The following is a 19016-nucleotide window of genomic DNA, read 5'->3' on the forward strand; positions in this document are numbered from 1 at the left end:
CAGCGCCCCTAAGGTGATCCCACACGCGCAGCATGTCCAGTGCTCGTAACAGGGTTTTTCGCCTCGGGGGCGGTTTCCAGTGTAGTCAGGGTCTGGGGGAAGGCGGCACTGAATGGGTGACAATCTGTGTGGGAGCGGGCTTGCTCGCGAAAGCGGCGTGTCAGCCAACATCAATGCTGGATGTGACGGCCTATTCGCGAGCAAGTCCGCTCCCCCAGGTATTGCGCCAGGCAATCGCTTGTTTATTGTTTTTCCGGCGGCAACTCTGGCAGCGCGCGCAGCGCCGCTTCGTACCATTGGGTGTTGAACGCGCGGTCTTCTTCGAGGATCGCGTCGATTTCCACCGCCAGCACGTGGGCCATCAGGTTGAGGATTTCTTCACGCTCGTAACCCACCAGGGTCAGCTTGTTGAAGGTCGCCTTGGCCGCTGGCGGGTTATCGCTTTCGATCTGGTTCTCGATCGCTTCGATCAGCGTCGTTTCGGCGAACGCTTCTTCGTCGTTGTCGATGTCGTTTGGCTCGCTCATGGCAGGCTCCTCAAGGAAAGGCGGCCAGTTTACCTGCATTCAGCGCTGTGATGCTGCTGGCAAGAAGTGCCCGGGCGTTCTATAACTGGCGTTGCCAACCCCCTGCACGGCCTGGAGGCTATGTAATGCTCAAGCTTTATGGATTTTGCGTCAGCAACTACTACAACATGGTCAAGCTGGCGTTGCTGGAGAAGGGACTGCCGTTTGAAGAAGTGCCGTTTTACCCAGGCACCAGCCCCGAGGCGCTGACCATCAGCCCTCGCGGCAAGGTTCCGGTTCTGGGCGTCGAACAAGGTTTCATCAACGAAACCAGCGTGATTCTCGAGTACCTTGAGCAGAGTCAGAAAGGCACGCCGCTGCTGTCCAGCGAGCCCTTCGAGCGAGCGCAGGCGCTGGCTTTGGCCAAGGAAATCGAGTTGTACATCGAACTGCCGGCGCGCGCCTGCTACCCCGAAGCGTTTTTCGGCATGTCTGTGCCGGAGGCGATCAAGGACAAGACCAAGGCCGAGCTGCTGCTGGGGTTCGCCTCGCTGGGCAGGCACGGCAAGTTCGCCCCTTACGTAGCGGGCGACAGTCTCAGCATTGCGGATTTGTATTTCCTGTACAGCGTGCCGATGGCCTGTGCCGTGGCGCAGAAGCTGTTCGATATTGATCTGCTGGCCGAGATGCCGGCGGCCAGGGCGCTGCTGGAGCGTCTGGGGCAAAATCCGAACGTGCAGCGAATTGCGGCGGACAAGGACGCAGCAATGCCCGCGTTTCTGGAGATGATCGCGTCGAAGAAGTAAGTTTGTAGTGCTCTGAAGTCAGTCATCGCGGGCAAGCCCGCTCCCACAAGGATCTCCGGCCAGCCAAAATCTATGGCAGACAGGGAAACCTGTGGGAGCGGGCTTGCCCGCGAAGCTCTTAACGGCTGGCGAGCAGCGCCTGACCGCGAGCAACAGCCTTCTTGACCTGCGCCGGCGCAGTCCCGCCGATATGGTCACGGGCATTCACCGAACCTTCCAGGGTCAGCACGGCAAACACGTCCTGCTCGATCTGGTCGCTGAATTTGCGCAGTTCTTCCAGGCTCATTTCCGCCAGGTCCTTGCCGCTTTCCACGCCGTACTTCACCGCGTGGCCAACGATCTCGTGGCAGTCACGGAACGGCAGCCCGCGGCGTACCAGGTAGTCGGCCAGGTCGGTGGCCGTGGAGAAACCGCGCAGGGCTGCTTCGCGCATCATGGCGTGCTTGGGCTTGATCGCCGGGATCATGTCGGCAAAGGCCCGCAGCGAGTCGCGCAAAGTGTCGGCGGCGTCAAACAGCGGTTCCTTGTCTTCCTGGTTGTCCTTGTTGTAGGCCAGGGGCTGGCCTTTCATCAGGGTCAGCAGGCCCATCAGTGCGCCGAACACCCGGCCAGTCTTGCCGCGAACCAGCTCCGGCACGTCCGGGTTTTTCTTTTGCGGCATGATCGAGCTGCCGGTGCAGAAACGGTCCGGCAGATCGATGAACTGGAACTGCGCGCTGGTCCACAGCACCAGCTCTTCAGAGAACCGCGACAAGTGCATCATCGCGATGCTGGCGGCCGAGCAGAACTCGATGGCGAAGTCGCGATCGGACACGTTGTCCAGGGAGTTGCCGCCGACAGCGTCGAATCCCAGCAGTTGCGCGGTGTATTCGCGGTCGATCGGGTAGGTGGTACCGGCCAGTGCGGCGCTGCCCAGCGGCATGCGGTTGGTGCGCTTGCGGCAGTCCACCAGACGCTCGTAGTCGCGGCTGAGCATTTCGAACCAGGCCAGCATGTGGTGCCCGAAGGTCACCGGCTGTGCGGTTTGCAGGTGCGTGAAGCCTGGCATGATACTGCCGGCTTCGCGCTCGGCCTGCTCCAGCAAGCCTTGTTGCAGGCGGGTGATTTCGCCGAGGATCAGGTCGATCTCGTCACGCAGCCACAGGCGGATGTCGGTGGCGACCTGGTCGTTACGGCTGCGGCCGGTGTGCAGTTTTTTACCGGTCACGCCGATGCGGTCGGTCAGACGCGCCTCGATGTTCATGTGCACGTCTTCGAGGTCGATGCGCCAGTCGAACTGGCCGGCCTCGATTTCACCCTGGATGGTCTTGAGGCCATCGATGATGCTGTCGCGCTCGGCATCGGTCAGCACGCCGACCTTGGCCAGCATGGTGGCGTGGGCGATCGAGCCCATGATGTCGTGGCGATACAGGCGCTGGTCGAAGGTGACGGAGGCGGTGAAGCGGGCGACGAAGGCGTCGACGGGTTCACTGAAGCGGCCGCCCCAGGACTGATTGGTCTTGTCAGTGCTCATGAATTCGCTCGTATCGGCTTGAAGAAAGATGGCGTGGAATGCTGAGGCGGATAATAACAGGGTTGCCAATCCTGTCGCTGACACTGGTCGACACGTTTTTTTCTCATGGCGTGACCCATACTCGAAGCAAGCGATGCGCAAATTGCGCAACGATATTTCTCATTTGAGCAATATCGTCCCGGCAACCGTCTACAGTTGGACAGTAGGATCAGCGCACTTCTCGATGCTGCAGCTGACTATATAGAGAAGAGGGGTGTTCATATTGTGTATCAGCAAACCCTACGGCGATGCCTCGCCAATGCGGGCCTGGGCCGCTAGTCACCCGGCAGATGAAAATTTAGCCGGCGGTCTCGCGGCACTTTTTGGCCCTCGCGCTAGTCTTAGCGTGGATCGCGGTGACGGACGTCACTTCACCTGTCTACGCTATCTTTGTGCGAGACTCACGCAGGAATCCAGCGCAATATGAATGTCCTGATCGTTGATGACGAACCCTTGGCCCGCGAGCGCCTGAGCCGAATGGTCGGCGAACTCGAGGGATACAACGTCCTGGAGCCCAGCGCTACGAATGGCGAAGAGGCGTTGGCACTGATCGACAGCCACAAGCCGGATATCGTACTGCTCGATATTCGCATGCCGGGCCTCGATGGCCTGCAGGTGGCGGCACGATTGTGCGAACGTGAAACCCCGCCCTCCGTGGTGTTTTGCACAGGGCCCGATGAATTTGCCGTGGAAGCCCTACAGGCCAGCGCCGTGGGCTATCTGGTGAAGCCAGTGCGCACAGAACAGTTGCACGAAGCATTGAAGAAAGCCGAGCGTCCCAATCGCGTCCAGCTCGCGGCCTTGACTCGCCCGGCGGCCGAAACCGGCAACGGTCCGCGCAGTCACATCAGCGCCCGTACCCGTAAAGGCATCGAGCTGATCCCGTTGGGGCAGGTGGTCTACTTCATCGCCGACCACAAGTACGTGACCTTGCGCCATGAAGGCGGTGAAGTGCTGCTCGACGAGCCGCTCAAGGCCCTCGAAGACGAATTTGGCGACCGTTTCGTGCGGATCCACCGCAATGCACTGGTTGCCCGCGAACGCATCGAACGGCTGCAACGCACCCCCCTGGGACATTTCCAGCTGTTTCTCAAAGGCCTGAACGGCGACGCCTTGATCGTCAGCCGACGTCATGTGGCCGGCGTGCGCAAAATGATGCAACAACTGTAATCCGCCATTCGGGGCGGATTTCTACCCTGTTTCTGGGCATTGAAGGCCAGGGAGGCCATGCAGTTTCTGATACAAGTCAAAGTGGATTTGGCTGAGCTGTTATTATCCGCCGTATCTATTCAGTACGGATTGATCCATGTCCTCTCGCGAAATCCGCATCGCCACCCGCAAAAGTGCTCTCGCCCTGTGGCAGGCCGAATACGTCAAGGCTCGTCTGGAACAGGCCCATCCGGGCCTGCTCGTGACGCTGGTGCCCATGGTCAGTCGCGGCGACAAGCTGCTCGATTCGCCTCTGTCGAAAATCGGCGGCAAGGGCCTGTTCGTCAAGGAACTGGAAACCGCGCTGCTGGAAAACGAAGCCGACATCGCCGTGCATTCCATGAAAGACGTGCCGATGGACTTCCCCGAAGGCCTCGGTCTGTTCTGCATCTGCGAGCGCGAAGACCCGCGCGATGCGTTCGTTTCCAACACTTACTCCAGCCTGGATGAGTTGCCGCCGGGCAGCATTGTCGGGACCTCCAGCCTGCGCCGCCAGGCGCAACTGTTGACCCGTCGCCCGGACCTGGAAATCCGCTTCCTGCGCGGCAACGTCAACACTCGCCTGGCCAAGCTCGATGCCGGCGAATACGACGCCATCATCCTCGCCGCGGCGGGTTTGATTCGCCTGGGCTTCGAAGACCGCATCACGTCAGCCATCAGTGTCGAAGACAGTCTGCCGGCCGGTGGCCAGGGCGCGGTCGGTATCGAATGCCGTAGCGCCGACACTGACATTCATGCGCTGCTGGCGTCGCTGCATCACCCGGACACGGCCATCCGCGTTACCGCCGAACGTGCTCTCAACAAACATTTGAATGGCGGCTGCCAGGTACCGATCGCTTGCTACGCGGTGCTTGAAGGTGAGCAGATCTGGTTGCGTGGTTTGGTGGGCGATCCGAGCGGTGGCCTGTTGCTCAGCGCTGAAGCCCGTGCGCCACGGGTTGATGCCGAGGCTTTGGGTGTGCAAGTGGCTGAAGACTTGCTGAGCCAGGGCGCCGCCGACATTCTGAAAGCAGTCTATGGCGAGGCAGGTCACGAGTGACTGGCTGGCGCCTGTTGCTGACACGCCCTGCGGATGAGTCGGCGGCGCTTGCCGGTGTGCTGACCGAAGCGGGGGTTTTCAGTAGCAGCCTGCCGCTTTTGGACATCGAGCCGATTCCTGCCTCTGCCAAAATGCTCGAAGTGATTCAGAATCTGAATCGCTATTGCGCGGTGATCGTGGTCAGCAAACCGGCCGCCAGAATCGCTGTCGATCTGCTCAATCGGCACGGGCCGCAACCACCGGTTCTGAAGTGGTTCAGCGTGGGCGCGGCGACGGCGCAGATCCTCGAGGATAACGGGCTGGATGTGAACTTCCCGGTCGACGGCGATGACAGCGAAGCCTTGCTTGAACTTCCACAGTTGCGCGAGGCTATCGTCCGACCCGATGCACGGGTGCTGATCATGCGCGGGGAGGGTGGGCGCGAGTTGCTGGCTGAGCGTTTACGCGAGCTTGGTGCTAGTGTCGAGTATCTGGAGTTGTACCGACGCGGTTTGCCGCAGTACCCGCCAGCGACGCTGCCTGAGCGGATCGAAGCGGAACGCTTGAACGGGCTGGTGGTCAGCAGTGGACAGGGTTTTGAGCACCTGCACCGATTGGCCGGCGATGCCTGGCCACTCATGGCACGGTTGCCGTTGTTTGTTCCAAGCCCCAGGGTCGCCGAGCTGGCACGTGCCGCCGGGGCCCAAACAGTTGTGGATTGTCGTGGCGCCAGTGCCGCGGCCTTGCTGACGGCGTTACGGGAGCACCCCGTACCCGTTTTCTAATGCAAAGGATGGATACGTGAGCAAAACAGCCTTGCCTGAAGATGACGTCCAGCCGGTGCTCGATGCGCCGATTGAAGCACCGGTTGAAACCGGGCTACCTGCTACTGAGCCGCGCCGAGGCAATGGGCTGGCAATCGTCGCGCTGCTGTTGGGCGCTGCCGGTGTTGCCGTGGGCGGTTGGGGAGTCTGGCAGGTGCGTCACCTGCAAGCCAATAACCTGCAACAGTTGAGTCAGGTACAGGCGTTGAACGATCAGGCGCAGAGCCTGAAGCTCAACGAGCAGCGTCTGACCGCTCGCCTCGAACAAATGCCTGCCGCCGAAGAACTCGATGCGCGCAGTCGTTTGGTCATTCAGCTTCAAGGCGATCAGCAACGCTTGAATCAACGTTTGGAAACCGTCCTCGGCGCCAGCCGCAAGGATTGGCGTTTGGCCGAAGCCGAGCATTTGCTGCGTCTGGCCAGCCTGCGTCTGTCGGCGTTGCAGGACATCAGCAGCGCCCAGGCCCTGGTGCAGGGCGCCGATGAAATTCTCCGTGAACAGAACGACCCGGGGGCTTTTGCCGCTCGCGAGCAAGTGGCCAAAACCCTGGTGGCCCTGCGCAGTACCGAACAGCCGGATCGCACCGGGTTGTTCCTGCGTCTGGGTGCCTTGCGCGATCAGGTGATCAACCTCACCGAACTGGCGCCCGAGTACAAGGACCGTGGCGAATCCCTGCTGGGCCTGACGGCCGATGGCGACGGCGCCAGTCGCTGGGCGCAATGGTGGGATCAGATCTCGCGTTATATCCGCATCGACTTCAACGCCGACAAGAATGTCCGTCCGCTGCTGGCCGGGCAAAGTTTGAGTCAGGTGCGTCTGGCCCTGAGCCTGGCGCTGGAGCAGGCGCAGTGGGCCGCGCTCAATGGCCAGGCCGCGGTTTACACCCAGGCGCTGGCCGAGGCGCGGGACGTGCTCAAGGGCAACTTCAACCCGGACAACCCGCAGAGCAAAATCATGCTGGAGCAGGTGGGCGAATTGAGCAAGCAGCCGGTCATAGTGGTCACGCCAGATCTGACGGGCACGTTGAGCGCGGTTCAGGCCTACCTTGAGCGGCGCAATGTTAACGCCGAGGACTCGGTGAAACCTCTGGTCAAACCGACTGCGAACGCCGCGCAGGAGGCGACGCCATGAAGCGCCTCTATGTGATCGTGTTCGTGGTCATCGCCGCTGCCGCGGCGCTGGGGCTGGCGATTGCCGAGCATTCCGGTTACGTGCTGATTGCCTACAAAACCTTCCGTTACGAATCGAGCCTGTGGGCCACCCTGGCCCTGGTGGCCGTGCTGTGGCTGGTGTTCTGGGGCATCAAGGCGTTGATCGAGCTGGTGACGACTTCCGGTGGAGTGGTCAATCCATGGTCGCGACGCAATCGCAGTCGGCGGGTGCAAGTGGCGATCGAGCACGGCCAGCTGGATCTGGCCGAGGGCCGTTGGGCCAGTGCGCAGCGTCATCTGTATCGCGCAGCGGAAGCCGAACGGCAGCCGCTGCTCTATTACCTGGGGGCTGCCCGCGCCGCGAACGAACAAGGTCACTATGAGGAAAGCGACAACCTGCTGGAGCGCGCGCTGGAGCGCCAGCCCCAGGCCGAGTTGGCGATTGCCTTGAGCCATGCCCAATTGCAGACCGACCGCGGCGACACTGAAGGCGCCCTGGTGACCCTGCAAGCCATGCACGAGCGTCATCCTCACAACGTCCAGACCTTGCGCCAGTTGCAACGCCTGCATCAGCAGAGGGGCGATTGGTCGGCAGTGATTCGCTTGTTGCCGGAGTTACGCAAGGACAAGGTGCTGCCGACGGCCGAGCTGGCTGAACTGGAGCGCCGCGCCTGGGGTGAGAATCTTTCGCTGGCGGCGCACAAGGAAGAAGACGGAACGGTCGGCTTGCAATCGCTCAATCGCGCCTGGCAGCAGCTCACCGCCGCTCAGCGCCAGGAACCGCAATTGGTGCTGGCCTATGCCGAGCAATTGCGGCAACTGGGGGCGCTGGTCGAGGCCGAAGAAGTCCTGCGTGCGGCCCTCAAGCGCAAATACGACAGTCATCTGGCACGCCTGTACGGACTGGTTCGCGGCAGCGATCCGGCTAGGCAACTGCACACCGCCGAGGGTTGGCTCAAGGATCATCCGGCCGACCCGAGTCTGTTGTTGACGTTGGGCCGTCTGTGTCTGCAAAGCAGCCTTTGGGGCAAGGCCCGGGATTATCTGGAGAACAGCCTGCGTGTGCAGCGCAATCCTGAAGCCTGCGCCGAACTGGCCCGGTTGCTGGCGCAACTGGGTGACACCGAGCGCAGTAATCAGCTGTTCCAGGAGGGCTTGGGCCTGCTGGACGAGCGCTTGCTGTCGGCACCGCTGCCGCTGCCGGCTCACGCCTGAGACCTGTCGCCGGGCCTACGTAGGAGCTGCCGAAGGCTGCGATCTTTTGATCTTGTTATTAAGAGCGCAGTCGCTCCGAATCCAACACTGTTTTTGCGCTGTAGTCCTTCGCCGGCAAAGTCCTACAGCGGATTACATCTTATCCTCTCGACTCTGTCGGGAATTCCCTACACTTCTGGTGAAGTGTCCGTGCTGGCCTGCCTTGAAAGGCTGCCGTGCTTTCCTCTACCGTAACCGCTTGTCTCTACAGTTACGGAAAAGCCATGTCTTTGGCCTGCTCACGCTCCTTGTTTTTCATGGTTTTCATTGCAGGTGCCCTGGCCTTGGGCGTTTCCTATTACCTGGAATATTCGGTCGGCCTCAAGCCTTGCGGGTTGTGCCTGTTACAGCGGTTTTGCCTGGCGCTGCTCACGGGTATTTGTTTGACGGCTTCGGTGCAGGGGCCTGGCCGCTTCGGATCGTTCCTGTATTGGCTGCTGGGCCTGCTTTGCAGTCTGGCGGGTACCGCCACGGCGTGGCGGCAGGTCGTGTTGCAGAGTGATCCAGTGCATCAGTTATCGGCGTGCTCACCCAATCTGGCCGATCTATTCGCCAGTACGCCCTGGTTGTGTGTCGTGCAGCGAATGTTCAAGGGCACCGCCGACTGCGCGGAAATCTCCTGGACGCTGTTCGACCTGAGCATCCCGGAATGGAGCCTGCTGTTCTTCGTTGCGATGATGATCCTGGGCGGGTATCAGTTGCTGCGCCTTGTCTGGATCGCGTGTCAGCGACCGCTCGGCGGCGAGTCGTCGCACCGGGTACTGGCGGGCGATTAAACACTTGTATGAACTTTATCTCCTGCGTACCTTGAAGCCATAGGCGTGCGGGCATAATCTGGCCCGCACGTGTCATTGGAATTATGTTGCTCGTTGCTGTTCTGTCTGAGCCAAACCGGATATACCGAGTCTTGTTGCAGGTGTAGAACGGCATGACCCATTAGGGAAGAGAGATCGCCATGTTAGATAGTTGTCAGAATGCTCAGGAACGCTGGGGTGGGGTTCATAAGCTCATTGACCGCTGGCTACAGGAGCGTGAAGAGTTGGTAAAGGCGTTCCGCGACTTGCGAGATGCCAAACCGGCTTTCGCCGACAAGTCCTTGAACGGTCGGTTCTGCGAGATTCTTGTCGATTACGTTTCTGCCTGGCACTTCGAAGTAAGTGAGCATCTGGTCAATGAGGCCAAGGCCTTTGGTGACGATGGCGGTCTTGAGCTGGTTGAGCAGATCAACCCGCGTATCGACGTGAGCACCGAGATGGCTCTGTCCTTCAATGATCATTGTCACAAGGGTGACTGCAACGACACCGAGCGTTTCGCCGAAGCGCTGGAAAAGCTGGGTAGCCAACTGCGTGAACGCTTCGAACTGGAAGACTGCCTGATCGAAGTGCTGCATACCGCCCACAAGGAAGAGAGTTCGGTTCAGGCCTGAACCCTTCCTGACCAGAAACTGGAAACGGTGCGCAATGCGCACCGTTTTTCGTTTCTGGCATTCAGCTTGTCGCACCACGCAATTCGACTTCGAATACCAGCGGGGTGAACGGCGCGATCAAGTCGCCGGCACCGTCGGCGCCATACGCTTGCGCCGATGGAATCACCAGGCGCCATTTCGCGCCGACCGGCATGTTTTGCAAGGCAGTGCGCCAGCCCGTGATCACACTATCAAGACTGAACCACTGCGGCTGGCTGTTCTGGTCGAACACTGTGCCGTCAGGCAAGCGACCGATATACAGCACCTGCACTTTGCCGTTCGGACCTGCCTTGGCGCCGGTGCCCGGCGCCAGCTCTGTCAGCAATATTCCATCCGCCAGTTCGCGAACCCCTGGTTTGGCTTTTTCTTCAGTGAGAAAACGCCGTTCCTTTTCGAGGGCGACTTCGCTTTGCGCGACTGCGGGTTGCTCGGCAGTCTGTGCTTCGTGCTCGGCAAGAATCTGTTCGATCCGCTCGTCTTTCAGTGCCAGCGGTTTACCTTGATAGGCTTGCTGCAAACCGTCGAGCAGCGCCTGAAGTTGCAGATCCGGAACCTCCTGGCGCAAGCGTTCGCCAAGGCTCGCACCCAGGCTGTAAGCGAGATCGTGAGCGTCATTCGTGGAGGTTTTTTCGGCGGCCTGAACCATGGAAAAAAACACGCACAGCGATAAAAAAAGGTAGCGCGACATGGGCACTCTCCGACCTGAGATGCGCAGGATTATGCCAGTGTGAATGCGCTCGAAGGTGAACTGGTTTTGCGTAAGTGCAGAACATTTTTACTTCGTTGCAACGCAGCGCTTTCGATACTGTCAACATGCCCTAGCGGCGGTTGCAGCAGAGGTCTAGTATGAGCCGCATTCACGTCAGCCAGGAGGTAAACCATGTCGGCCACCAAGAAGCCAGTAAATACTCCGTTGCACTTACTCCAACAACTCTCGGGCAGCCTGCTCGAGCATTTGGAAAACGCTTGTTCCCAAGCCTTGGCTGATGCTGAAAAACTGCTCGCCAAACTGGAAAAGCAGCGCGGAAAAGCGCAGGAAAAACTGCACAAGTCTCGCACCAAATTGCAGGACGCTGCGGCGGCCGGCAAAGCCAAGGCACAAGCCAAGGCCAAAGAGGCGGTGAAAGAACTTGAGGACCTGCTCGACGCCCTCAAGAATCGTCAGTCCGAAACTCGCAGCTACATCCTGCAACTCAAACGCGACGCTCAAGAAAGCCTGAAACTGGCCCAGGGCGTCGGTCGTGTTCAAGAGGCTGTCGGCAAGGCGTTGTCCCTGCGTTCGGCCAAGCCTGCTGCGGCACCTGCGAAGAAAGCCGCTGCCAAACCGGCTGCTGCAAAAGCACCGGCCAAGCCTGTCGCCAAACCGGCTGCCAAAGCACCGGTAAAAGCCGCAGCAAAACCTGCGGCGAAAAAACCAGTCGCTGCCAGCGCTGCGAAACCAGCAGCTAAAACGGCGGCTGCCAAACCTGCCACCAAGCCAGCTGCTGCCAAAACAGCTGCTGCCAAAACAGCTGCTAAACCTGCTGCAAAAACCACCGCTGCCAAACCCGCCGTGGCGAAAACTGCAGCTGCAAAACCGGCCGCTAAACCTGCAGCAAAACCAGCAGCCAAAACTGCCGCCGTAAAACCAGCTGCCAAGCCTGCTGCAAAACCGGCGGCGAAACCCGCCGCTAAACCTGCTGCTGCCAAACCTGCCGTCGCTGCCAAGCCAGCCACTGCCGCCAAGCCAGCTGTAGCGAAACCAGCAGCCAAACCTGCCGCTGCCAAACCGGCTGTAAAACCTGCCGCCAAGCCAGCCGTGAAAAAACCAGTAGTTGCTGCGAAGCCGACTGCCGCACCTGCTGCCAAGCCAGCAACCCCGGCTCCGGCTGCGGCGGTCCCGGCAGCCACTACCTCGACAGCTTCGCCTGCGCCAACGCCAGCCGTGTCGTCGAGCACCAGCACCACCCCAACCAGCGCTTCCTAAGTGCCGGTTACCGCGACGCGCAGCTGATGCAGCGCGTCGCGGTCCAGGTTGGCGGCGCCTGTCGCCATACCTTCCAGCCAGGTCGAGAGATCGTTCGTCTCATCCTGCGGCCAGCCCTGCGCCAGTCGTTCCAGCCGCAACAACAGTTGCCGCTCGGCTTCCAGTTCCAGTGTTTTGACTTGCTCGCGCAACGTATTCAGTTCGGCGTCCTCCGCCGCGTCGGCTTTCCATTGCCTGCGCAACGCCCGTAGCGGTCGCACGACATCCGCGTCCCAAGGGGTGACCACATCGCGAAGCTGCTGCAATCGTTGTTCGTTACAGGCGACGCCCCGCTGTCCCAGCCACAATCCACAGAGCAGCAGGCACACGTTCACCCCCGCCGACTGCAATTGCAGGCAGGCGTCTTCAACGCCGGGACGGGCGTAAGTGTCGAGGGAAAAGCTCCACAGGTCAGAGGACATAGTGCTACTCGCGCCAGTTGCGAGCGAAGCTGGTAGACTCCGCCGCCATTATGATTCGACTTCAGAACCTGACTTTACAGCGTGGCCCGCAACGTCTGCTAGAAGACGCCGAGCTGACCCTGCACGCCGGCCACAAAGCCGGCCTCATCGGTGCCAACGGCGCCGGCAAATCGAGCCTGTTCGCCTTGCTTCGGGGCGAGCTGCACCCGGACTCGGGTGACTGCTTTCTGCCGGCCGACTGGCGCATCGCCCACATGCGCCAGGAGGTCGACACGCTCGAACGCCTGGCGGTCGACTACGTGCTCGATGGCGACCTGCGCCTGCGCCAGGTACAACATGACCTGGCGGCAGCCGAAGCGGCGCATGACGGTGCCGCTCAGGCCCGCCTGCACTCGGAACTCGACAGCGCCGACGGTTACACCGCCGATGCCCGGGCCCGCAAGCTGCTGGCCGGGCTTGGGTTTACCAATGAGCAAATGGATCGGCAAGTAGGAGATTTCTCCGGTGGCTGGCGGATGCGTCTGAATCTGGCGCAGGCTTTGATGTGCCCCTCGGACCTGTTGCTACTCGATGAGCCCACCAACCACTTGGATCTCGATGCCATCATCTGGCTCGAAGAATGGCTCAAAAGCTATCCCGGCACCTTATTGCTGATTTCCCACGACCGCGATTTCCTCGATGCCGTGGTCGATCACGTGGCCCACGTCGACCAACGCAAGATCACCCTGTATCGCGGTGGTTATACAGCGTTTGAGCGGGCCCGTGCCGAACGTCTGGCCCAGCAACAGCAGGCCTACGAGAAGCAACAGGCACAACGTGCGCACATGGAAAGCTACATCGCCCGCTTCAAGGCCCAGGCCACCAAGGCCCGTCAGGCCCAGAGCCGGATCAAGGCGCTGGAGCGGATGGAGGAACTGTCCGCCGCCCACGTCGATTCACCCTTCGACTTCGTCTTCCGCGAATCGCAGAAAATCTCCAGCCCGTTGATCGACCTGTCGGATGCGCGCCTGGGTTACGGCGACAAAACCGTGCTGGAGAAGGTCAAGCTGCAACTGACCCCCGGAGCGCGGATCGGTTTGCTCGGCCCTAACGGTGCGGGTAAATCGACCCTGATCAAAAACCTCTCCGGTGAACTCGAGCCATTGGCTGGCCGACTGACCCGGGGCGAGAACACCGTGGTCGGCTACTTCGCCCAGCATCAACTCGACTCCCTTGACTCCAAGGCCAGCCCGTTGCTGCATTTGCAGCGCCTGGCGCCAACCGAGCGTGAGCAAACCCTGCGCGATTTCCTTGGCGGTTTCGACTTCCGTGGGGCGCGCATCGATGAGCCGGTGCTGAATTTCTCCGGCGGTGAGAAGGCCCGTCTAGCCCTGGCGTTGATCGCCTGGGGGCGGCCGAACCTGTTGCTGCTCGACGAACCGACCAACCACCTGGACCTGGAAATGCGCCTGGCGCTGACCATGGCCTTGCAGGAATTCAGTGGCGCGGTACTGGTGGTCTCCCACGATCGTCATCTGCTCAAAAGCACCACCGACAATTTCTATCTGGTGGCCGACGGCAAGGTCGAGGAGTTCGACGGCGACCTGGAAGACTACACCCGTTGGCTGGTGGAATACCGTCAGCGCAATACGCCGGTCAGCAACACCCCGGTCAACCCGGACAAGACCGACAAGAAAGCTCAGCGCCAGGCCGCCGCCGCGTTGCGTCAGCAACTGGCACCGCACAAGCGCGAGGCCGACAAGCTCGAGGCCGAGCTGGGCAAGCTGCATGAGAAGCTGGCGAAGATCGACGCCAGCCTCGGTGACAGCGATATTTACGAGCCGGCGCGCAAGAACGAATTGCGTGATCTGCTGGCCGAACAGGCCAGGCTGAAGGTGCGTGAAGCCGAACTGGAAGAGGCCTGGATGGAAGCGCTCGAATTGCTCGAAAGCATGCAGGCGGAGCTGGAGGCGCTGTCTTGATGGAGGCCTTCAAGCTGCCGTTGCCGGCGATGTGGGTCGAGCCGATCTGGCTGGTCGTGCAAATCCTGCTGATCCTGCTGGCCGGTTATATCGCCCAGCGCGTCGTCGCTAAATGCCTGACTCGCCTGGGCGAGCGCTACCCGTTTCCGCCGCAGTTTTTGCTGCCGCTGCGTGGCGGTTTGCGCTGGCTGATCATGGGCAGTGCGCTGATTTTTGTGCTGGAACGCCTTGGGGTGTCGGCAACGGTGCTCTGGACGGCATTATCCGGTTTCGTTGCGGTGGCCGCCGTGGCGTTTTTCGCCATGTGGAGTGTGCTCTCCAACCTGTTGTGCGCGATCCTGATCTTCACCGTCGGCCCATTCCGTATCGGCGATGTGGTCGAGTTGGTGGACACTACCGACAAGCCCGGCGTCAAAGGCCGGGTGGTGGCGATCAATCTGCTCTACACCACGTTGATCGAAGCCGAAGAGCTCGGTACCGGCAGCGCCATGGTGCAAGTGCCCAACAGCCTGTTCTTCCAGCGCTCGGTTCGACGCTGGCGCGGTACTGATGCATTCCCTTCGAACGGGTTCGAAAAGTAAGCCTTCTGTTGCCTGATACACCGCTTTCGCGAGCAAGCCCGCTCTCACCCTCAGTCTAATTCCTGCGCAAGACACAAGCGGGCTTGCTCGCGAAGGGGTCCTACTGCCGTAAACGCTGTTCGGCAGCCGCCACGTCCTATAAAAAATCGGTAGTCATCGGCCCAAAGGCGCATTAGCTTAGACGTCTGTCACGGGTCTGAGTCGAGGTGTGCAATGGTGCTTCAAACATGGCTGGCGTTTTTTGCCGCCTGCTGGGTGATCAGTCTTTCCCCCGGTGCCGGCGCCATTGCGTCGATGTCCAGCGGTTTGCGCTACGGTTTCTGGCGCGGTTACTGGAATGCCCTGGGCCTGCAACTGGGCCTGGCGTTGCAGATTGTGATCGTCGCTGCCGGTGTCGGCGCAATCCTCGCGGCCTCCGCCACTGCCTTTTACGTGATCAAATGGTTCGGCGTGGCCTACCTGGTCTACCTCGCGGTCAAACAATGGCGCGCGCTGCCTGGCGAGATGAGCGACGACGCTGCCATTCGGCAGATCGGCAAGCCGATGGCGCTGGTGTTCCGCGGTTTTCTGGTGAACGTCAGCAATCCCAAGGCCTTGGTGTTCATGCTTGCGGTGCTGCCGCAATTCATCGACCCCCACGAGCCGTTGGTAGCCCAGTACCTGATCCTCGGCGTGACCATGATCTGTGTCGATCTGATCGTCATGGCCGGCTACACCGGGCTGGCGGCCAAGGTCCTGCGTTTGTTGCGCACGCCCAAGCAGCAGAAGCGCATGAGCCGTACCTTTGCCGGACTGTTCATCGGCGCGGCGGCGTTCATGGCGACCCTGCGCAAAGCGGCGGTATAAAACCTCAGGCACAAAAAAGGCGACCTATCGAGGTCGCCTTTTTTATGGTGGCTGGGAGCTTTTTGTGGCCAGCCTGAGATCAGTGCAGAATCACCGGTGCCGTATCCCGCGGCAGGTTGTTGCGCAGTGGCGCTTGCCCTGGTTGCTCGTAGCCACCGCCACCGAGCTGTTGGCTCAGTTGCGCGGCTACGTCTTCACCCAGCGCCTTGGACACGTCACGCACCACCCGTGGGCGGTTCAGGGAAACCCGAATGTCCCGGCCATTCACCAGTTTGGTGTCCTGACCTTCGCCCATCGCCGTGAAGGCCGAGGTGATCTCAAAGGTCTTGGTGTTGATCAGGCTGAAGTCTGCCACCAGCGTCAGCCCCAGCACCGCCGAATAGCTGTCGGTGTTGGCCAGCTCGTTCATGTCGCGGGTGAAGTCGATGTCGGACACGGTGCCGAACAGCACGTAGTCGGCACCCTTGAAACTACCGGCCTTGATGCGCTTGATCACGTCATATACGTCACCTTTGGACGATGCTGTGTAAGGCGTGCCCTGCACCAGCTGAAACATGCCGGTGCGCAGAATCTCGCCCTTGATGTCGCCGGTGAATTTGCGTAACTCACCTTGCTCGATGTAGCTGCTGGTTGCTTCGTACTCTTCGTAACTGGACGAACCACTGGCGCCGTAATAGCTCTGGCTGTGGTTGCTCTGGGCCGAAATAGTGTGGACGTATTGCTCCACCCGTTCCTGATAGGCCAGGTCAGCCACTGCGACTTTCGGGGCCGCTTGCACGCTGAACGCGCAAGCCAGGGCCATCATGCCAATCCATGTGCGCATCGATTAACGCTCCGTGGTTTTGCGGATCTCTTTTTCGTCCATCCACTCGGCCAGACCGCTCTCAACGTCGATCAATTGCAGGCTGAATTTGTAGAAGACGTCCTTGTAGTCGCTGCTGCGCTTGACGATCGAGCTGATCGAACCTTCAAGACGGTATTGGGCGGCGATCATGTTGCCAGTCTTGGCCACAGTGCTCTTCTTGTACAGGCCGCTCTGGTTTTGCAGCTTGAGCTGGTCGACCTGGCTCTGCATGGCGGTGTTGTCGCTGGCAAAACGGGCCACGCCGGTTTTCATCAGCTGGGTCTTGATGCTGGTGGTGATTTCGCGGGTATCGATGTACTCGCTGGTCTTGTTCTTCACGTCGTAGACCTGAACCACCGGACGGCCTTGCAGAATGCCGGACTGGGCCAGGGAGCGGGTCATGGATTCGGCGATCATCTGCAAGTCGGTGGAGCCGAACTCGTTGGTCACGGTTTCCACAGCCTTGGTGTCGCCGTAGCTGATGTTTTTACTGCCCAGCGTCGGCGAAGTGTTGGCGCAACCACTGGCCAGGAGGGCGATGACGGCGATGAATGAAAAGCGTGCAAACATGGGAATGCTCTCTAGAACTGAACGAATAGGGTGTCGGGCTTAAGGCGTTTTGATTTCGAGACGGAAATCCACGGCTTTGGCGGTTGGCGCAATGGCCTGAATGAAACTGGTCTGCTCGCCGTACATCATCTGGCTTTTCCAGGTCTCTTCTTCTGCAACCGGGAAACCTTCAGGGCCGAGCCAGGCAAAACGGTAGTAGAAGGTCTTGTTGTTGTAGCTGGTGTTGCTCAGCTGCACATTGACCGTCATGAAGCCGTTTTCCCGGGCCACGCGCATGGCGCCGACCACGATGTTCTTGAGCTTGCCCATGGCCACGACCTTGCTGGCAGCGCTGCCTGGTTCCGGTGGTGGCGGGGTGGCGCAGCCGGCCAGCAAGGCCAGGGCGACGACAGCGATGAATTTGAAGCGCATGCAAAGACTCCGTTCTTAAGGTTGTTTGAGGCTGGCCACGGCGGTCGGGTTGGCGCTCGGGATCACGTGAGTGGCCAGGCCGCTGGCGAATACCTGATTGCCCACGGCGCGAAGGCTGATGACCTGATAGCGCTGATCCACAGTGACCTTGACCACTGAGCCGCCCACGGCGCTCGGCAGGGTGACTTGGTGCTCGCCTTTCTTCAAGCGCAGACGCACTACTTGAGTGTTGTCCGGCAGGGTGCGCCACGTACGGGTATCGGCACCTTCGAGCACGGCTGAAGAGATACCGACTGCAAGACCCGCCAGCGGGTTGGTTTCGTTGATCTGCTTCTGTGCCACGCCACGGGTGATCGCCCGCACGGTGGTGCGCAGGATGATCCCCGGCATGTCGTCACGCAATGCGCGGCGGGACATGGCGGTGGTGCTGTTGAGTTGAGTCAGGTTCAGTTGCTGACCGTCCACGCCGATCTGGGCAAAGGTGGCGGTGGAGGTATCCGGTTTGATGATCGGGAACGACAGCGGCGTGATCACCACGTTGTTGCTGATCGGCAACGGCAGCGGAATGCGGATGGAGTCGCGGGACGGCGCCAGACCGCTTTGCACGACGATCAGGATGTCGCTGTCCTCGTCCTTGGCGGGTTTGTCGAGATTCACCAGCGCCTGTTCCAGCAGCGGCGTGTTCGGGCGCAGCTCGGCGGCCTTGCGATAGCCCGGTGCGGCCAGATCTTTCTCGCCCAGGGCTTCATAGACGAAACCGGCCAGGTAATGGCTGAACGCACTCTGGTAGCTGTTTTTCAGGCTGACCACGTCCGGCGCGTCGAGGCTGGCCACCGGATAACCCTGAAGATCCTTGTACTGGGTTTTGACGCCTTCTTTCTCGGCCTGCTCTTCGCTCTTGAGGTATTCCTTGTCGCGCAAGTCGGCGATCACCGCTTCACGTTCGTGGGTCTTCTTGATTGCGGTGCGCGCGCCGTCGAAGTCATTCACCGCCAGCAGGTTGAGGGCCATCTGCGTGGTCAGCATGACTTTTTCGTAGTCGTAGCCTTCGTAGCGACGGACCTTGTCGTTGACCAGAAAACTGCCGAACTGGGCCAGGTACTTGTCAGTGTCGAGCTTGACCGAGTCTTCCCACTTGCCCACCACCTGATCGGCGCTGGTCCAGGCGTTCTGGCTGCCGGACAAATCGCCCTTGGCGCGCAGCAGTTCACCCTTCTCGAAGTAATAGAGCAGGTCTTTGTCGGCGCCGGTGTTGTTCTTTTCCAGCAGGGTCAAGGCGGCATCGACGTTGCCGGCAGCCAGTTGCTGGTTGGTCTGTGCCAGTTCGGAGTCGTAGTTACGAAAAGCCGAGCAGCCGGAGAGCAAGGTGACAGCACTGAGCGCGATCGAGGTAAGGGCGCGGGAGGCCATAGGGGGTACTTCTTCCCTGAGTTAAGCAGCCGCGCGTGCTGGTCGGGCTGTTGGGACCTATCGGCAGGGCTGTTGGCGTCCTGCCAATTCCTCATAAAAAGAGGAGCTTAAATGCCATATCGAAATAACGAAGGCGCGGCATTATAAACAGGGATGCTGGCTATGTAATGGCTTTTTAAT

The 19016-nt window shown here is 60.4% G+C and carries 20 protein-coding genes; 12 read left to right on the forward strand and 8 right to left on the reverse strand.

From position 1 onward, the window contains the following. Positions 1-242 precede the first annotated feature (242 nt). Positions 243-527 (reverse strand): hypothetical protein, encoded by a 285-nt coding sequence (locus QMK51_RS01250; RefSeq protein ID WP_258698524.1) that lies wholly within the window; start codon positions 525-527, stop codon positions 243-245. A 125-nt stretch (positions 528-652) separates the two neighbouring features. Here QMK51_RS01250 and QMK51_RS01255 point away from each other — a divergent pair, with 125 nt between their 5' ends. Continuing rightward, positions 653-1312, forward strand: a complete 660-nt coding sequence (locus QMK51_RS01255) for a glutathione S-transferase (protein ID WP_320392930.1) — start codon at positions 653-655, stop codon at positions 1310-1312. A gap of 118 nt (positions 1313-1430) precedes the next feature. On the opposite strand, the gene argH is transcribed toward QMK51_RS01255, so the two are convergent. Beyond that, on the reverse strand, positions 1431-2825 hold the full coding sequence (gene argH, locus QMK51_RS01260) for an argininosuccinate lyase (RefSeq protein WP_258698526.1): 1395 nt from the start codon (positions 2823-2825) through the stop codon (positions 1431-1433). A gap of 462 nt (positions 2826-3287) precedes the next feature. On the opposite strand from argH, the gene QMK51_RS01265 reads away from it, so the two are divergent. The 7 genes from QMK51_RS01265 to rsd all read left to right on the forward strand — a co-directional run bounded on the left by QMK51_RS01265 (position 3288) and on the right by rsd (position 9747). After that, positions 3288-4034, forward strand: coding sequence for a LytTR family DNA-binding domain-containing protein (locus QMK51_RS01265; protein WP_320392931.1), 747 nt, complete (start codon positions 3288-3290; stop codon positions 4032-4034). A 136-nt stretch (positions 4035-4170) separates the two neighbouring features. Next, positions 4171-5112: a hydroxymethylbilane synthase gene (gene hemC / locus QMK51_RS01270; protein WP_320392932.1), complete on the forward strand. Its 942-nt coding sequence runs from the start codon at positions 4171-4173 to the stop codon at positions 5110-5112. Then, positions 5109-5876, forward strand: a complete 768-nt coding sequence (locus tag QMK51_RS01275) for a uroporphyrinogen-III synthase (RefSeq protein WP_320392933.1) — start codon at positions 5109-5111, stop codon at positions 5874-5876. The genes hemC and QMK51_RS01275 overlap by 4 nt, the downstream gene beginning before the upstream one ends. A 16-nt stretch (positions 5877-5892) precedes the next feature. Beyond that, the gene (locus QMK51_RS01280; RefSeq protein ID WP_320392934.1) at positions 5893-7047 is read left to right on the forward strand and encodes a uroporphyrinogen-III C-methyltransferase; all 1155 of its coding nucleotides are present in this window, start codon (positions 5893-5895) and stop codon (positions 7045-7047) included. Beyond that, positions 7044-8282 carry a heme biosynthesis protein HemY gene (locus tag QMK51_RS01285; RefSeq protein ID WP_320392935.1) on the forward strand — a complete coding sequence of 413 codons (1239 nt, stop codon included), beginning with the start codon at positions 7044-7046 and terminating at the stop codon, positions 8280-8282. The genes QMK51_RS01280 and QMK51_RS01285 overlap by 4 nt, the downstream gene beginning before the upstream one ends. A gap of 263 nt (positions 8283-8545) precedes the next feature. After that, entirely contained in the window at positions 8546-9097 is a 552-nt protein-coding gene (locus QMK51_RS01290) for a disulfide bond formation protein B (protein WP_320392936.1), read from the forward strand. Positions 9098-9276: 179 nt separating this feature from the next. Beyond that, positions 9277-9747, forward strand: coding sequence for a sigma D regulator (gene rsd / locus QMK51_RS01295; RefSeq protein ID WP_258698533.1), 471 nt, complete (start codon positions 9277-9279; stop codon positions 9745-9747). A gap of 61 nt (positions 9748-9808) precedes the next feature. On the opposite strand, the gene QMK51_RS01300 is transcribed toward rsd, so the two are convergent. Beyond that, positions 9809-10474, reverse strand: coding sequence for an FKBP-type peptidyl-prolyl cis-trans isomerase (locus tag QMK51_RS01300; protein ID WP_320392937.1), 666 nt, complete (start codon positions 10472-10474; stop codon positions 9809-9811). Between the two features lie 192 nt (positions 10475-10666). Here QMK51_RS01300 and QMK51_RS01305 point away from each other — a divergent pair, with 192 nt between their 5' ends. Beyond that, on the forward strand, positions 10667-11752 hold the full coding sequence (locus QMK51_RS01305; protein WP_320392938.1) for an AlgP family protein: 1086 nt from the start codon (positions 10667-10669) through the stop codon (positions 11750-11752). On the opposite strand, the gene QMK51_RS01310 is transcribed toward QMK51_RS01305, so the two are convergent. Beyond that, positions 11749-12213, reverse strand: a complete 465-nt coding sequence (locus QMK51_RS01310; protein WP_320392939.1) for a TIGR02444 family protein — start codon at positions 12211-12213, stop codon at positions 11749-11751. The genes QMK51_RS01305 and QMK51_RS01310 overlap by 4 nt on opposite strands. A gap of 50 nt (positions 12214-12263) precedes the next feature. Between QMK51_RS01310 and QMK51_RS01315 the strand changes: the two genes are divergently transcribed. The 3 genes from QMK51_RS01315 to QMK51_RS01325 all read left to right on the forward strand — a co-directional run bounded on the left by QMK51_RS01315 (position 12264) and on the right by QMK51_RS01325 (position 15601). Further along, positions 12264-14174 (forward strand): ATP-binding cassette domain-containing protein, encoded by a 1911-nt coding sequence (locus QMK51_RS01315; protein WP_320392940.1) that lies wholly within the window; start codon positions 12264-12266, stop codon positions 14172-14174. Next, a complete protein-coding gene (locus QMK51_RS01320; RefSeq protein ID WP_258698538.1) occupies positions 14174-14755 on the forward strand; it encodes a mechanosensitive ion channel family protein in 582 nt (193 codons plus the stop codon). Before QMK51_RS01315 ends, QMK51_RS01320 begins: the two co-directional genes overlap by 1 nt. Before the next feature lie 213 nt (positions 14756-14968). After that, entirely contained in the window at positions 14969-15601 is a 633-nt protein-coding gene (locus QMK51_RS01325) for a LysE family transporter (RefSeq protein WP_258698539.1), read from the forward strand. A 79-nt stretch (positions 15602-15680) separates the two neighbouring features. On the opposite strand, the gene QMK51_RS01330 is transcribed toward QMK51_RS01325, so the two are convergent. The 4 genes from QMK51_RS01330 to QMK51_RS01345 are packed head-to-tail and all read right to left on the reverse strand — an operon-like array spanning position 15681 to position 18836. Then, positions 15681-16424 carry a penicillin-binding protein activator LpoB gene (locus QMK51_RS01330; RefSeq protein ID WP_258698540.1) on the reverse strand — a complete coding sequence of 248 codons (744 nt, stop codon included), beginning with the start codon at positions 16422-16424 and terminating at the stop codon, positions 15681-15683. Between the two features lie 3 nt (positions 16425-16427). Further along, on the reverse strand, positions 16428-17015 hold the full coding sequence (gene lpoB / locus QMK51_RS01335; protein WP_105340689.1) for a penicillin-binding protein activator LpoB: 588 nt from the start codon (positions 17013-17015) through the stop codon (positions 16428-16430). 39 nt (positions 17016-17054) lie between these two features. Beyond that, positions 17055-17426 carry a YcfL family protein gene (locus QMK51_RS01340; RefSeq protein ID WP_320392941.1) on the reverse strand — a complete coding sequence of 124 codons (372 nt, stop codon included), beginning with the start codon at positions 17424-17426 and terminating at the stop codon, positions 17055-17057. Between the two features lie 15 nt (positions 17427-17441). Continuing rightward, the gene (locus QMK51_RS01345; protein ID WP_320392942.1) at positions 17442-18836 is read right to left on the reverse strand and encodes a hypothetical protein; all 1395 of its coding nucleotides are present in this window, start codon (positions 18834-18836) and stop codon (positions 17442-17444) included. Positions 18837-19016 lie beyond the last annotated feature (180 nt).

This window comes from Pseudomonas sp. P9_31 (assembly GCF_034008235.1).
GTDB lineage: Bacteria > Pseudomonadota > Gammaproteobacteria > Pseudomonadales > Pseudomonadaceae > Aquipseudomonas.

Coding starts and splice junctions, on each gene's coding strand:
- lpoB (WP_105340689.1), bottom strand. CDS start 17,015: ATGTTTGCACGCTTTTCATTCATCGCCGTCATCGCCCTCCTGGCCAGT.
- QMK51_RS01345 (WP_320392942.1), bottom strand. CDS start 18,836: ATGGCCTCCCGCGCCCTTACCTCGATCGCGCTCAGTGCTGTCACCTTG.
- QMK51_RS01255 (WP_320392930.1), top strand. CDS start 653: ATGCTCAAGCTTTATGGATTTTGCGTCAGCAACTACTACAACATGGTC.
- QMK51_RS01325 (WP_258698539.1), top strand. CDS start 14,969: ATGGTGCTTCAAACATGGCTGGCGTTTTTTGCCGCCTGCTGGGTGATC.
- QMK51_RS01250 (WP_258698524.1), bottom strand. CDS start 527: ATGAGCGAGCCAAACGACATCGACAACGACGAAGAAGCGTTCGCCGAA.
- QMK51_RS01340 (WP_320392941.1), bottom strand. CDS start 17,426: ATGCGCTTCAAATTCATCGCTGTCGTCGCCCTGGCCTTGCTGGCCGGC.
- QMK51_RS01285 (WP_320392935.1), top strand. CDS start 7,044: ATGAAGCGCCTCTATGTGATCGTGTTCGTGGTCATCGCCGCTGCCGCG.
- QMK51_RS01315 (WP_320392940.1), top strand. CDS start 12,264: ATGATTCGACTTCAGAACCTGACTTTACAGCGTGGCCCGCAACGTCTG.
- QMK51_RS01300 (WP_320392937.1), bottom strand. CDS start 10,474: ATGTCGCGCTACCTTTTTTTATCGCTGTGCGTGTTTTTTTCCATGGTT.
- QMK51_RS01330 (WP_258698540.1), bottom strand. CDS start 16,424: ATGCGCACATGGATTGGCATGATGGCCCTGGCTTGCGCGTTCAGCGTG.
- QMK51_RS01305 (WP_320392938.1), top strand. CDS start 10,667: ATGTCGGCCACCAAGAAGCCAGTAAATACTCCGTTGCACTTACTCCAA.
- rsd (WP_258698533.1), top strand. CDS start 9,277: ATGTTAGATAGTTGTCAGAATGCTCAGGAACGCTGGGGTGGGGTTCAT.
- QMK51_RS01290 (WP_320392936.1), top strand. CDS start 8,546: ATGTCTTTGGCCTGCTCACGCTCCTTGTTTTTCATGGTTTTCATTGCA.
- QMK51_RS01320 (WP_258698538.1), top strand. CDS start 14,174: ATGGAGGCCTTCAAGCTGCCGTTGCCGGCGATGTGGGTCGAGCCGATC.
- hemC (WP_320392932.1), top strand. CDS start 4,171: ATGTCCTCTCGCGAAATCCGCATCGCCACCCGCAAAAGTGCTCTCGCC.
- QMK51_RS01265 (WP_320392931.1), top strand. CDS start 3,288: ATGAATGTCCTGATCGTTGATGACGAACCCTTGGCCCGCGAGCGCCTG.
- argH (WP_258698526.1), bottom strand. CDS start 2,825: ATGAGCACTGACAAGACCAATCAGTCCTGGGGCGGCCGCTTCAGTGAA.
- QMK51_RS01310 (WP_320392939.1), bottom strand. CDS start 12,213: ATGTCCTCTGACCTGTGGAGCTTTTCCCTCGACACTTACGCCCGTCCC.